Raw genomic sequence first — 13,092 nt, forward strand, 5'->3', positions numbered from 1 at the left:
CCGGCCCTCAGTTGGCGCTGCCGAACGGCAGGCCCAGGTACAGGTCGACCGCCACGGCCTTCTGGTAGGCCGCCGCCGGCAGCGGGCTGTCCGGCTGGATGGTCAGCGCCAGGTTGTGGTTCAGCTCGTCGGAGCGGGCGTCCACCACCTTGCCGCTGAAGTGCTGGTCGAGGCCGAACACCTGCATGTCCACCGAGCGCACGCGGCTGACATCGGCGAGCTTGTCGAACGGCACGTTGGCGCGCACGAACATGGCCTCGCCCTTGGGCAGCAGGTGCATCATCGGCGCGGCCTTGTAGCCGTAACCATCCAGCGGTTGCGATGGGTACCAGACCTGGCAGTCGCACGGGCTGTTGATCACCGTCTCGACGCTGGCGCGGCCCAACAACGCCTGCAGGTCGCCCGGGGCGAGGTCGGCCAGGGCTTTCATGTCCGCCGGGCTGGTGAAGCTGGTGGCCAGCTGGGTGGAGATGTTCGCCAGTGGCTGGCCGGCCTGCACTTCGCTCGCACCGGCGGGCAGCAGGTACTTCACGTAGCCGTTGTCCGGCATGCTGATGACCTGGGCGTTGCTCGCCACCGTGGCCTGCAGTGCCGGGATGCGGAAGAACAGCAGGTAGCCCTTGTAGCCGACGAAGCCCAGCGCGGCCAGGCCGGCGGCGGTGTACAGCGCGGTGCCGGCGATGGCCTTGAGGCGCTCGCCCGGCGTGCGCGCGCGGGCTTGCTGGTGCTTGCGCGCCTTGATGTAGTTTTCCCGCTGCATCACGTTGAACAGGCCGTTGATGTCGGCAATCTCGCCCGACAGGTAGGCGCTGATCAGGTAGCGCAGGATGTCGCGTTTTTGTGCGTCGAGGTCGACGAACTGGGCGCCGACCTCCTTGCCGCGCTGGGAGACGATGCGCACCTTGCCTTCGATCGCCAGGTCGACCTGGTTCAGACGCAGCTGGATCGACGCGTCGTACAGCGCGCCGATGGTCAACGGCGCTTCGTGCAGCAGGCCGATGCCGCCGAGCGAGATGTCGGCAAGGTCCGCTTCGAATGGCTCGCCCACGGCGCCGCGCAGGCGTACACGGGCGTTCATGCGGGTGCGCACGTACTGACGCTCGTCGATGGCTTCGTGGACAATGTTGGCCGGGGCCGCGGGGGTATTGGAAGTACTCATGTGCAGGCGCCTTTCCTTAACGTTGCGTGAGTTCTAGAAGCACGGTGATGACCCCGAAGAAGATGGCGATCGAGGAGCACAGCATCGCCTTCGAGGACCAGCGGTTGAGGCTGGCGTCGAAGTCGACGCTGCCGGTGGCCAGGGTGGTCTTCTGCCGCGTCCAGCGTTGCTGGTCCATGTGGAACATCGCGTAGACCTTCATCAGCGAGCCGACGATCTGGTTGTAATAGAGAACGAAGGGGTACATCGGGCTGACCGGGTGCCCGGCGAAGATGAACAGCACGGTCACCAGGCTGCGCGAGAGCAGCACCCAGAACAGGTACACCAGCAGGTACTGGATACCGAACACCAGGCCCGCCACCACCGAGGCGGTCAGGCCCATCAGGCAGGTCCACATCGACACCCGCTGGTCGAGCAGCACGTACAGCGTGAACAGCCCCAGGCGCGCGCGGCCGAGCAGGGCAGTGGCGCGGAAGTTCTGCCGCAGCGAGTTGCCGTACCAGCGGAACATCAACTGGCGGGTGGCGACCCAGAAGCTGTCACTGGGTGGGTGCTCGACGGTCAGGGTGTGGCTGTCGGGCACGTAGAAGGTGTCCCAACCGGCGCGCATCAGGCTCAACCAGCTGGACTTGTCGTCGCCGGTGAGGAACTGGAAGCGTCCCAGGCGCCAGTGCTCGAGAAAGTCCGCCTCGACGTCGCGGATGAAGGCTGGGTCGGTCATCACCCCGGCGCGGAAGAACGACAGCCGCCCGGTCAGGGTCAGCACCCGATGCGACAGGGCCATCGAGCACATGTTGATGTGCCGCTGCACGAAACGCATCGAGTGCCATTGGCGCATCCAGCGGCTGCCCTCGACTTCGCAGAACTCATTGGTGGTCAGGCCACCGACGTCGGGCAGCACGGCGAACAGCTTGACCGCCCGCTCGACGCAGCCGGGCAGCATCATGGTGTCGCCGTCGACCACGCCGACTACCGCATCTTCCAGCGGCATCTGCCGCGACAGGGCACGGAAGGCGTGGGCCAGGCCATCGCGCTTGCCGGTGCCGCGGGCGCGGACGATGACCAGGCGGATGTCGTCGCGGCCCTGCACCTCGTCGCGCATGATGTCCTTGATGAACTGCTCGTCACCTTTCTCGACGATCGAGGCGATCACCGTGCACGGCACCTTGAGTCGTTGCACCTCCTGGAACACCGACTGGTACACCTTGAAGGTGGTGTGGGTGGGGATGCGAAAGCTGGTCACCACCATGAACATGTGCGATGGCAATGCCGCGTCGCCCAGCCGCTCGACCCGGCGGCGCAGGCGCGGGAAGCGCCAGTGCAGGAAGTACATGCCGCGCAGGTAATGGACGATGGCGTTGCCGTAGCGCCACATGCCCAAGGTGCCGATGATGAAGATGAACTGGTGATGGCCTGGGTCCAGGTACTGCGGCGCGACCATCTGTGCGGCCAGTGTGATCAGTCCGGCGAGCAGCGCCCAGGCGCAGAAGGCAGCGGCCGCGCGCAGGTAGCCCGGGGCCGCGTAGGGCCGCTGTTGCTGTCGTTCCATGGCGCTGTAGCTCCTTGGGGTCGGGGCCCGCCGCGACGGCGGGCGTCGGCGTGCCTTACCAGCAGATGCCGTGGTGTCGGGCGTCGCTGCCGCCGGCCATGAAGCCGACCAAGTCGATCACCGGCTTGCCGGCGTCGAGCGCCTGCACGAAGCGCTCGTCGTTGTTGCCCAGCACGATCAGCTCGGCTTCGTCGATCACCTGTTGCAGGTCGCTGCGCAGCAGGGCGCTAACGTGGGGGATCTGCTGTTCGATGTACTGGCGGTTGGCGCCGAACTGCCGGGCATGGTCGACGTTGGCGTCGAAGATGCGCAGGTCATAGCCCTTTCCGATCAGTTGCTCGGCCAATGTCACCAGCGGGCTTTCGCGCAGGTCGTCGCTGTTGGCTTTGAACGCGAGCCCCAGCAGGGCGATGCGGCGCTTGCCGGCCCGGGTCACCAGGTCGAAGGCGTGTCGCACCTGATTGCGGTTGCTGGCCATGATCGAGGCGAGCAACGGGTGCGCCACGTCAAGCTGGCTGGCGCGGTAGGTGAGGGCGCGCACGTCCTTGGGCAGGCACGAACCGCCAAAGGCGAAGCCCGGGCGCAGGTAGTAGCGCGACAGGTTGAGCTTGTAGTCCTGGCAGACCACGTCCATCACTTCGCGGCCATCGACCCCGGAGGCCTTGGCGATGTTGCCGATCTCGTTGGCGAAGCTGACCTTGGTGGCGTGCCAGACGTTGCAGGTGTACTTGATCAGTTCGGCGACCTCGATCGGCTTGCGGATCACCGGGGCGTCCAGGCCCTGGTACAGCGAGGCGAGCAGGTCGCCGGAACGGCTGTCGAGTTCGCCGATCACGGTCATGGCCGGGAAGTCGTAGTCCTGGATCGCCGTGCTCTCGCGCAGGAACTCCGGGTTGACCGCCACGCCAAAGTCGCGCCCGGCCTGCTTGCCCGAGGCCTGTTCGAGCAGCGGAATGACCACGTTCTTCACCGTGCCCGGCAGTACCGTGCTGCGCACCACCACGGTGTGGCGGCTGGCCTTGTCGCGCAGGGCCGCGCCGATCTCGCGGCACACCGCCTCCATGTACACCAGGTCGAGGTCGCCATTGGCCTTGCTCGGGGTACCGACGCACAGCAGCGACAGCTCGGTGGCCAGGATCGCCGCTTGCACATCGGTGGTGCCGCGCAGGCGCCCCTGGCGCACACCGTCGAGCAGCAGTTGCTCCAGGCCCGGCTCGACGATGGGCGAGCGACCCTGGTTGATCATGTCGATCTTTGCCTGGGCGACGTCCACCCCCAGCACCTGGTGTCCGCGTGCCGACAGGCAACCGGCGCAAACCGCCCCCACATAGCCAAGTCCGAAGATACTGATGTTCATAGATCCCTCTCCCCAGGCGCGGCGCAAGGCCGGCCGAGATACTCAGTTCAAGAAGTTACGCAAATGCCAGACGCGCAGAATCAAGCCGCGCTAGATAGGTAGCGGTACAGGCTGTTTCGTGGTGGTCTTTTTACATCCTAAGGAGTTTTCTGAAAGTTCGGCAAGCTTTATCACTTCCTGTGTTGTTTTTAGTGATTTTTCTTTGCGTGAAAGTTAAAAATTACTTTTAAATCAATAAGTTAAAGTTTGATATAAGTTGGGCGTCAAAAAATTTACATCCCTGTTTGTGTCGATAAAATGACGCCAAAAATGGTGATTTTCGTCCTCTTGAACTGATCTGAAGGGTTTTCTCGCAGGTGCTTGTTCGACTCTTTGTTCATCTGCTCGATAGTTAAATATGGCTTGGTTTTCCTTTGCGCCATCGTGGGCAACCCTGCTCTAGGACGTATTTACGCGTCACGTTGCGAGCCCGGGGTTGTCCCCCCTCAATTCGGCCCATGGCGCAATGATGGCTTGCAACGATTGGATCCAATTGGCATAGTGCCGGTCGATTGTGCAGACATTCACTCGGGTGCGGGATGCACCTTTCTTCCATTCATGCAAAGGAGGCAAGCAGATGAACGGATTTGGGCCGCGACTCAGAGAAGAGCGCGAACGCCTGGGGCTGACCCAGCGCATATTTGGCGATATCGGCGGTGTCGAGCCCAACGCCCAGGGCAAGTACGAAAGCGGCGAACGCACGCCGCGCATGGACTACCTCGCGGCGGTGGCCAGCCGGGGGGTGGATGCGCTGTATGTGCTGAGCGGCGTGCACACCCCTGCGCCCCTGGACAGCCTCACCTCGGATGAGAACCGCCTGCTAGGCGCCTTTCGCCGCCTGCCGTCGGCCGACCAGGCTGCGGTGTGGCACCTGCTCAACCGCCTCGCGGGTGAAGAAGGTGGCCATGAAGGGCTGCGCATGCGCCGGCCTGACCGTCAGGCATATTTCCATGACGCTTTGCGCTAGGTTCGTTGTGAAAAATTTTGTTAAGGTGGCGGGATCCAATCGCCCCACTGACGAGGTGTCTGCTTGATTAGGGTCCTGGTGGTCGACGATCACGATCTGGTGCGTACCGGCATCACACGCATGTTGGCCGACATCGATGGGCTGCAGGTGGTGGGGGAGGCGGACTCTGGCGAGTCCGCCCTCAAACTGGCACGCGAGCTCAAGCCGGACGTGGTGCTGATGGACGTGAAGATGCCAGGGATCGGCGGCCTGGAGGCAACGCGCAAACTGCTGCGCAGTCATCCGGACACCAAAGTGGTCGCGGTGACCGTGTGCGAGGAAGATCCGTTTCCCACCCGCCTGTTGCAGGCGGGTGCCGCGGGCTACCTGACCAAGGGCGCCGGGCTCGACGAGATGGTCCAGGCCATCCGCCTGGCCTTCGCCGGCCAGCGCTACATCAGCCCGCAGATTGCCCAGCAGCTGGCACTCAAGTCATTTCAGCCCCAGGGGTCGCCGTTCGATGCGTTGTCCGAACGGGAAATACAGATTGCGCTGATGATCGTCGGTTGTCAGAAGGTGCAGATCATCTCTGACAAGTTGTGTCTGTCACCCAAGACCGTCAATACTTACCGTTATCGAATCTTCGAAAAACTCTCGGTCACCAGTGACGTCGAACTGACGTTGCTGGCCGTCCGCCACGGTATGGTCGACGCAAGTCTGTAAAGCACACCTCATGTCACAACCTTTTGATGCAAGCGCGTTCCTGGCGACCTGCAGTGGTCGCCCGGGCGTGTACCGGATGTTCGACGGCGACGCTCGCCTGCTGTACGTGGGCAAGGCCAAGAACCTCAAGAAACGCCTGGCCAGCTATTTCCGCAAGACGGGGCTGGCGCCGAAGACGGCTGCCCTGGTGGGGCGCATCGCCCAGGTCGAGACCACCATCACCGCCAACGAAACCGAGGCGCTGCTGCTTGAGCAGACGCTGATCAAGGAATGGCGGCCGCCCTACAACATCCTGCTGCGCGACGATAAGTCCTACCCGTACGTGTTCCTGTCCGACGGGGAATTCCCACGCCTGGGTATCCACCGCGGCGCGAAGAAAGCCAAGGGCCGCTACTTCGGCCCGTACCCCAGCGCCGGCGCCATTCGCGAGAGCCTGAGCCTGCTGCAAAAGGCGTTCTCGGTGCGCCAGTGCGAAGACAGCTACTACGCCAACCGCACCCGCCCGTGCCTGCAGTACCAGATCAAACGCTGCAAGGGGCCGTGCGTGGGCCTGGTGACGCCCGAGGAATACGCCGAGGACGTGCGTCACTCGGTGATGTTCCTCGAGGGTCGCAGCCAGCAGTTGGGCAACGAGCTCAACGCCGAGATGGAAAAGGCCGCCATGGCCCTGAATTTCGAGAAGGCCGCCGAGCTGCGCGACCAGATCGCCCTGTTGCGCCGGGTCCAGGACCAGCAGTACATGGAAGGCGGCTCCGGTGATGTCGACGTGGTGGCGGCTTTCGTCAACCCGGGCGGTGCCTGCGTGCATCTGATCAGCGTGCGTGGCGGCCGGGTGCTGGGCAGCAAGAACTTCTTCCCCCAGGTGGGCATCGAGGAGGAGGTGGCCGAGGTCATGGCCGCGTTCCTTTCCCAGTACTACCTCGGCAACGCCGAGCGCGAGCTGCCGGGCGAGCTGATCGTCAACGTGGTGCATGACGACTTCGCCGCCATCAGCGAGGCGGTGCAGACCCTGCGCGGCCGCGAGCTGAGCATCAGCCACCGGGTGCGCGGCACCCGGGCGCGCTGGCAGCAACTGGCGGTGACCAACGCCGAGCAGGCTCTCAACGCCCGCCTGGCCAATCGCCAGCACATGGCCGCCCGCTTCGAAGCGCTGGCCCAGGTACTGGGCCTGGACGAAGTGCCGCAGCGCCTGGAGTGCTACGACATCAGCCACTCCAGCGGCGAGGCCACCGTGGCCAGCTGCGTGGTGTTCGGCCCGGAAGGCCCGCTCAAATCCGATTACCGCCGCTTCAACATCGAAGGCGTCACCGCCGGCGACGACTATGCCGCCATGCACCAGGCGCTGATGCGCCGTTACGGGCGGATCAAGGACGGCGAGGGCAAGCTGCCCGACGTACTGCTGGTGGACGGCGGCAAGGGCCAGTTGAACATGGCCCGCGAGGTAATGCAGGAGCTCGGCCTTACCGATCTCACCCTGCTCGGGGTGGCCAAGGGCGTGACCCGCAAGGCCGGTTTCGAGACGCTCTACCTGAACGATGTGGCCCACGAGTTCACCCTCAAGGGCGACTCGCCAGCCCTGCACCTGATCCAGCAGATCCGCGACGAAGCCCACCGCTTCGCCATCACCGGCCACCGCGCCCGGCGCGGCAAGGCCCGGCGCACCTCGAGCCTGGAGGACGTCGCCGGGGTAGGGCCCAAGCGCCGCCGCGACCTGCTGAAACATTTCGGCGGCCTGCAGGAGCTCAACCGCGCCAGTGTCGACGAGATCGCCAAGGCCCCCGGCATCAGTAAAAAGCTTGCCGAGTCGATTTATGCCAGCCTGCATAGCGAGTAGAATGCCGGGTTCAACTCGCAGCCAGTCGTACCGATGAATATTCCAAACCTGCTCACCGTTCTACGCGTCCTGCTCATCCCGATCTTCATCCTGCTGTTCTATGTGCCCTATCACTGGAGCTACATGGCCGCCAGCACGGTGTTCGCCATCGCCGCCGCCACCGACTGGCTCGACGGCTACCTGGCGCGTCGGCTGCAGCAGAGCACCCCGTTCGGCGCCTTCCTCGACCCGGTGGCCGACAAATTGATGGTCGCCGTGGCCCTGGTGCTGCTGGTGCAGGTGCACGCCAACTTCTGGCTGACGCTGCCGGCGGCGGTGATCATTGGCCGCGAGATCGTGGTCTCGGCGCTGCGCGAGTGGATGGCCGAACTCGGCGCCCGCGCCCATGTGGCGGTGTCGAACCTGGGCAAGTGGAAGACCGCCGCGCAGATGCTGGCGCTGGTGATCCTGCTGGCCAACCCGCCGTTGCTGACCTTCTGGGTGGTGCTGGGCTACGGGTTGCTGCTGGTGGCGGCGGGGCTGACCCTGGTGTCGATGGTGCACTACCTGGTGGCCGCCTGGCCGCACCTGCGCGAAGGTTCGGAGCAGAAGTAAAAGTTTTTTTGAATCAAGGGGTTGACGCCGTTCTGTAAATCGCTAGAATGGCACCCATCACGACGCGGGAATAGCTCAGTTGGTAGAGCACGACCTTGCCAAGGTCGGGGTCGCGAGTTCGAGTCTCGTTTCCCGCTCCAAATTCGATCCGCAGTGCGTCGCTGGGATCACAAAGAAGAGGCCGAAAGGCCTCTTTTTTTGTGCCTGGGATTTGGCTTGGAGCAAGTAGCGTTCCTGCTCGCCGTATTCCATTTTCCCCCGAATCAGCAGCCTGGGTTGTCACTCGGCCAGTGGATCACCCTGCCTCGTCGATCTTCCGACATTGTTGCCGGCTGATCTCAGTCCGCAAGAAACGGAGAGCATCCCCCCGTACCGCACCCGATAGTACCCGCGCACCCTGCAAATCACCTTCAGGACGAGGTACAGATCATGCAACTGGCAGGCAAAGTGGCAATCGTCACCGGTGCCAGCTCCGGCATCGGCCGTGCGGCGGCGAAATTGTTCGCCCGGCACGGCGCCAACCTGGTGCTTACAGCGCGGCGCCAGGTCGAGCTCGAGCAGTTGGCGGCGGAGATCACGGCAGCCGGACACGGTCGGGTCTTTACGGTGGCCGGTGACATCACCGATGCGGCGCTGGCCAGGGAACTGGTGGACACGGCGGTGTCTCGCTTCGGTGGCCTGGATATCGCCCTCAACAATGCAGGCACCCTCGGTGAGCTGGCTGCTGTTCCCGAGCTGACGCTGGACGCCTGGCAACATACCTTGCACACCAACCTGACCAGCGCTTTCCTCTGCGCCCAGGCACAGATCCCGGCGCTGCTGGCCCGTGGCGGTGGCTCGCTGATCTTCACCTCGACCTTCGTCGGCCACACGGTGGGCATGCCGGGCATGGCCGCTTACGCGGCCAGCAAGGCAGGCCTGGTCGGCCTGGTCCAGGTCATCGCGGCGGAGCAGGGCGCCCGGGGTATACGCGCCAATGCGTTGCTGCCGGGCGGTACCGACACACCGATGGGTCGCAGTGTGATGAGCAGCCCCGAGGCCCAGACCCATGTCGAAGGCTTGCACGCCCTCAAACGCCTGGCCAGGCCGGAGGAAATCGCCGAGGCGGCACTGTTCCTGGCCTCGGACGCATCAAGCTTCATGACCGGGTCGGCGATGGTGGTGGATGGCGGGGTATCGGTGGTGCGCGGCTGAGGCGGACGGTAGCGTGCCATGGCTGGATCATTACGTCACCGCGGCGATCAGGTCGATTTCCACGGGGGCATTCTTCGGCAGCCTGAGCACGCCGACCGAAGTTCGTGTATGAGCGCCGGCTTCGCCAAACACACTGTACAAGACCTGCGAAGCACCGTTGGCCACCTCGCTCTGCCGGGTGAACGCTTCGGCCGACTGCACGAACACGGTCATGCGCAGGATGGCGCGGATGTTATCCAGTGAGCCAACCCGTTCACGCACCAATGCCAGGCAGCGCAGGGCGCTGACCATGGCCGCGGTGCGTGCATCCTTCAGGCTGACTTCGCTCCCCACCCGGCCGGGGTGGATCACCTCTTCGTCAATGCGCGGGATCTGCCCGCTGACGTACACAACGCCTTCATGGCGCACGGTGGCGGCGTAGTCGCCACCGAGTTTCAACCCTGCTTCGAAGGTGTAACCCAGCTGATCAAGTATCGCGGCAAACTGTGCTTCACGGGACATAGGGCGCTTCTCGGTCTCTTCATGGCCTCGGGGCGGTATGCGCTAGGCGTAAGCCGGATGCCGATGCATAGTAGATGGGCGCTGGCCGCAGGGGCAGGGCAACTTCGGATGGAAACCTCTGAACTTTACTGCCGGGACGACCAGTACAATGCAGCAACAGCGCGCCGTGATCGCCGCGATCAAACTCCAGTCGGGGCAACCGCTGGTGCAGCAGATTGCCGAGGGTTTTACCGAAGCCATCGGCAATGGGGCTTTGGCTCCAGGGGGGCGGTTGCCGCCCATTCGTGAGTTGACCGAGCTGTTGGGCGTGAGCAAGTCCACGGTGGTCGAGGCCCTGGACCGACTGCGCGCCAGCGGGCTGGTGGTATCGCGCCAGGGCGCTGGTCACTATGTGGCACGCGATGCCCAGGCCATGGGCACGGAGGCTGTGCGCAATCTGCTGCCCCAGGACCCGGTGAGCGTGCTCCGTCACGCACTGCTGACGGACAACGGCATGCTGCGTCCCGGCTGCGGCTTCCTGCCGCCCTCATGGATGCCCGTGGATACCCTGCTCAAGGCCATGCGCGGGTGCCTGCGGGCCAGCGAGTTGCGCATGGGAGAGTACGGCTCGGTGGCAGGCTACCTGCCACTGCGTCAATGGTTGCGCCTCAAGCTCGGTACCATGGGCATCGATGTCCCGGTCGAGCAGATCGTCACCACTGCCAACACCATGCAAGGCGTTGACATGCTGTTGCGCCTGATCCTGCGCAGCGGGGACAGCGTTTTGGTCGACGACCCGTGCTATTTCAACTTCCGCGCCAACCTGCCTTACCACGATGCCCACCCAGTTTGCGTGGCGCGATCGGTGGAGGGCATCGATTTCGTGGCCTTCGAGCAACTGCTGATTGCCCATCGCCCGCGGGTCTACCTGACCAACAGTGCCTTGCACAATCCAACGGGGCATTCCTTTTCGGCAGCACAGGTCCACCGCCTGCTGGAGCTATGCCAGCGCTATGGCGTGCACGTCATCGAAGATGATCTGTACTGCGATATCCAGCATAAACGAACGCCCCGGCTGGCGGGGGTGGGTGGGCTGGACAACGTCAGCTATGTCTGCGGCTACTCGAAGACCCTCACCGCCAATTGCCGCGTCAGTTACCTGGCCGTGGGCGCCGAATTGGCGGGGCAACTGACGCTGCTCAAGATGAAGTGCGGCGGCGTGACGTCCGAGCTGACCGAGCAGGTGATTCATCGCCTGCTGACCGAAGGGAGCTATGAGCGGCATACGCGCAGGGTCGTCGACCGGCTGCATGAGGCCAGCGGGCGGGTGGTTGGCTGGTTGCGCGAGGCAGGGTGCGAGGTGGCGTCGTGCCAAGGGGAGGGGCTGTTCCTGTGGGCCCGGCTACCCGCCGGTGTCGATGGCGAGGCCATTGCCATGAGCGGCTTGCAACATGGTTTGGTGCTGTCACCCGGCACCTTGCTGAGCGCCCAGGCCGATGCCCGGGCGTTCATGCGTTTCAATGTCGGTCACAGTGACAATGTGAAGGTCCGCGACACCTTTCTGCGCCTGCTCGACAGCCACTGAGCTGTCGAGCAGGCGCGGGCCCCGGGGTTACTTCAATCGGCCTGCTTGGGCGCAAATCGCAGGATCAGGCAGGCAATCACTGCCGATAGCAGCGAGCCCAACAAGATGCCGATCTTGGCAGCATCGATCTTCTCGGCCTGGCCCGGGAAGGCCAGTTCGCCGATGAACAGGCTCATGGTGAAGCCGATACCACAGAGCATCGCCACGCCGTAGATCTGCAGCCAGCTGGCGCCTTGGGGTTTGCTGGCCAGGCCGGTCTTGACCGCCAGCAGTACACCACCGAACACGCCGAGCTGCTTGCCCAGCAGCAGGCCCAGGGCAATGGCCAGCGGCAGCGGGGCAAAGATGTCGCCAAGGCCCAGGTCGCCGAACGAGACGCCGGCGTTGGCAAAGCCGAAAGCAGGCACGATGAGGAAACCGACCCACGGCGCCAGGCCATGCTCCAGCCTGAGCAGCGGGCTGGCCTCGCGGGCCTCGCTGTTGCCTGTGCTGTAGGGGATCAGCAGGGCACCGACCACGCCGGCGATGGTGGCGTGCACGCCCGACAGCAGGGTCACGTACCACAGCGCGGCCACGCCGATCAGGTAGGGCCACAGGCTGACCACGCGCAGGCGGTTGCAGGCCAGCAGGATGGCGATGATGCCGGCGGCAGCGGCCAGTGCCAGCAGGTTCAGCGACGAGGTGTAGAACACCGCGATGATCGCCACTGCCCCCATGTCGTCGATGATCGCCACCGACACCAGCATCACCTTGAGCGACAGCGGCGCATGCCGCCCGAGCAGGGCCAGGGCGCCGACCGCGAAGGCAATGTCGGTGGCGGCGGGGATCGCCCAGCCGTTGGACAGCCCGGGTTCACCGCCAGCCACCGCGAGGTAGATGAGCGCCGGCACGGCCATGCCCATCAGTGCCGGCAGTGCCGGCAGGCGGCGCTGTTCCCAGCTGGCAAGGCGGCCGTCGACCAGCTCGCGCTTGATCTCCAGGCCCACCAGCAGGAAGAAGATCGCCATCAAACCATCGTTGATCCACATGTGCACGGTCATCGGGCCGAGTTTGTCGGTCAGTACCGGGCCGACGGGCAGGTGCAGCAGGTGCTGGTAGGCACTGGCCCAGGGGCTGTTGGCGATGACGATGGCCAGCGCGGCGGTGAACATCAGCAATACGCCGCCGGCCGCTTCGGTGGCCAGCAGGTGACGCAGCATCGAGCGCGGCTTGACGGTTGGAAGGGATGCAGTCATGTAACGGTCCTCGTTCATGGCATCACCCTCGCAATGGCAGTGGCGCGGCGGGCAACGGGCACGGCGAGACGCTGGCTCCGGACTGTACGGGCCACTGCGGCGAAGGGCGAGAAGAAGGATAGGGAATGCGGCGCAGCAACCCACGCCGTGAAGACACGGGGCAGGAAGGGCCATGGGGAATGGGGGCATGCGTGCAACATAGACGGATCTCACGGAAAACAAATGAATGTTCTCCGTATTCGGGAAGGCTCCCGGGCGCACGCAGCACACGCCAGGCGGCCATTCTAGCGATGCGGGCGAAGATGTGCTTCAACATTTTGCGTCCAAATGTTGCCAGGTCACGGTACGGCACTGCGGTATCGGCCATCACCCGATGGCAATGCTGCTTGAACCACCG

11 protein-coding genes and 1 tRNA gene are annotated in these 13,092 nt (G+C 64.3%); 7 read left to right on the forward strand and 5 right to left on the reverse strand.

Features of this window, described 5'->3' with window-relative positions; genetic code table 11:
• Nucleotides 1-7 precede the first annotated feature (7 nt).
• The 3 genes from LOY42_RS10025 to LOY42_RS10035 are packed head-to-tail and all read right to left on the reverse strand — an operon-like array spanning nt 8 to nt 4,065.
• Nucleotides 8-1,159, reverse strand: a complete 1,152-nt coding sequence (locus LOY42_RS10025; RefSeq protein WP_258600444.1) for a PilZ domain-containing protein — start codon at nt 1,157-1,159, stop codon at nt 8-10.
• A 16-nt stretch (nt 1,160-1,175) separates the two neighbouring features.
• Nucleotides 1,176-2,708, reverse strand: coding sequence for a glycosyltransferase family 2 protein (locus tag LOY42_RS10030; protein WP_258600452.1), 1,533 nt, complete (start codon nt 2,706-2,708; stop codon nt 1,176-1,178).
• A 55-nt stretch (nt 2,709-2,763) separates the two neighbouring features.
• Nucleotides 2,764-4,065 (reverse strand): nucleotide sugar dehydrogenase, encoded by a 1,302-nt coding sequence (locus LOY42_RS10035; protein ID WP_198755768.1) that lies wholly within the window; start codon nt 4,063-4,065, stop codon nt 2,764-2,766.
• A gap of 616 nt (nt 4,066-4,681) precedes the next feature.
• Between LOY42_RS10035 and LOY42_RS10040 the strand changes: the two genes are divergently transcribed.
• The 6 genes from LOY42_RS10040 to LOY42_RS10065 all read left to right on the forward strand — a co-directional run bounded on the left by LOY42_RS10040 (nt 4,682) and on the right by LOY42_RS10065 (nt 9,395).
• Nucleotides 4,682-5,071, forward strand: coding sequence for a helix-turn-helix domain-containing protein (locus LOY42_RS10040; protein WP_046855102.1), 390 nt, complete (start codon nt 4,682-4,684; stop codon nt 5,069-5,071).
• Nucleotides 5,072-5,134: 63 nt separating this feature from the next.
• Nucleotides 5,135-5,773 (forward strand): UvrY/SirA/GacA family response regulator transcription factor, encoded by a 639-nt coding sequence (gene uvrY, locus LOY42_RS10045; protein ID WP_023631421.1) that lies wholly within the window; start codon nt 5,135-5,137, stop codon nt 5,771-5,773.
• 10 nt (nt 5,774-5,783) lie between these two features.
• Nucleotides 5,784-7,607, forward strand: coding sequence for an excinuclease ABC subunit UvrC (gene uvrC, locus LOY42_RS10050; protein ID WP_102684129.1), 1,824 nt, complete (start codon nt 5,784-5,786; stop codon nt 7,605-7,607).
• Nucleotides 7,608-7,640: 33 nt separating this feature from the next.
• Entirely contained in the window at nt 7,641-8,201 is a 561-nt protein-coding gene (gene pgsA, locus LOY42_RS10055; protein ID WP_038706385.1) for a CDP-diacylglycerol--glycerol-3-phosphate 3-phosphatidyltransferase, read from the forward strand.
• A 64-nt stretch (nt 8,202-8,265) separates the two neighbouring features.
• Nucleotides 8,266-8,341: transfer RNA gene (locus LOY42_RS10060), tRNA-Gly, on the forward strand.
• A 289-nt stretch (nt 8,342-8,630) separates the two neighbouring features.
• Entirely contained in the window at nt 8,631-9,395 is a 765-nt protein-coding gene (locus LOY42_RS10065; protein ID WP_258600455.1) for an SDR family oxidoreductase, read from the forward strand.
• Between the two features lie 30 nt (nt 9,396-9,425).
• On the opposite strand, the gene LOY42_RS10070 is transcribed toward LOY42_RS10065, so the two are convergent.
• Entirely contained in the window at nt 9,426-9,896 is a 471-nt protein-coding gene (locus LOY42_RS10070; protein ID WP_102682888.1) for a RidA family protein, read from the reverse strand.
• Between the two features lie 148 nt (nt 9,897-10,044).
• Here LOY42_RS10070 and LOY42_RS10075 point away from each other — a divergent pair, with 148 nt between their 5' ends.
• Nucleotides 10,045-11,460, forward strand: coding sequence for a PLP-dependent aminotransferase family protein (locus LOY42_RS10075; protein WP_139670260.1), 1,416 nt, complete (start codon nt 10,045-10,047; stop codon nt 11,458-11,460).
• A gap of 32 nt (nt 11,461-11,492) precedes the next feature.
• On the opposite strand, the gene nhaA is transcribed toward LOY42_RS10075, so the two are convergent.
• The gene (gene nhaA / locus LOY42_RS10080; RefSeq protein WP_139670262.1) at nt 11,493-12,695 is read right to left on the reverse strand and encodes a Na+/H+ antiporter NhaA; all 1,203 of its coding nucleotides are present in this window, start codon (nt 12,693-12,695) and stop codon (nt 11,493-11,495) included.
• Nucleotides 12,696-13,092 lie beyond the last annotated feature (397 nt).

This window comes from Pseudomonas sp. B21-023 (assembly GCF_024749165.1).
GTDB lineage: Bacteria > Pseudomonadota > Gammaproteobacteria > Pseudomonadales > Pseudomonadaceae > Aquipseudomonas.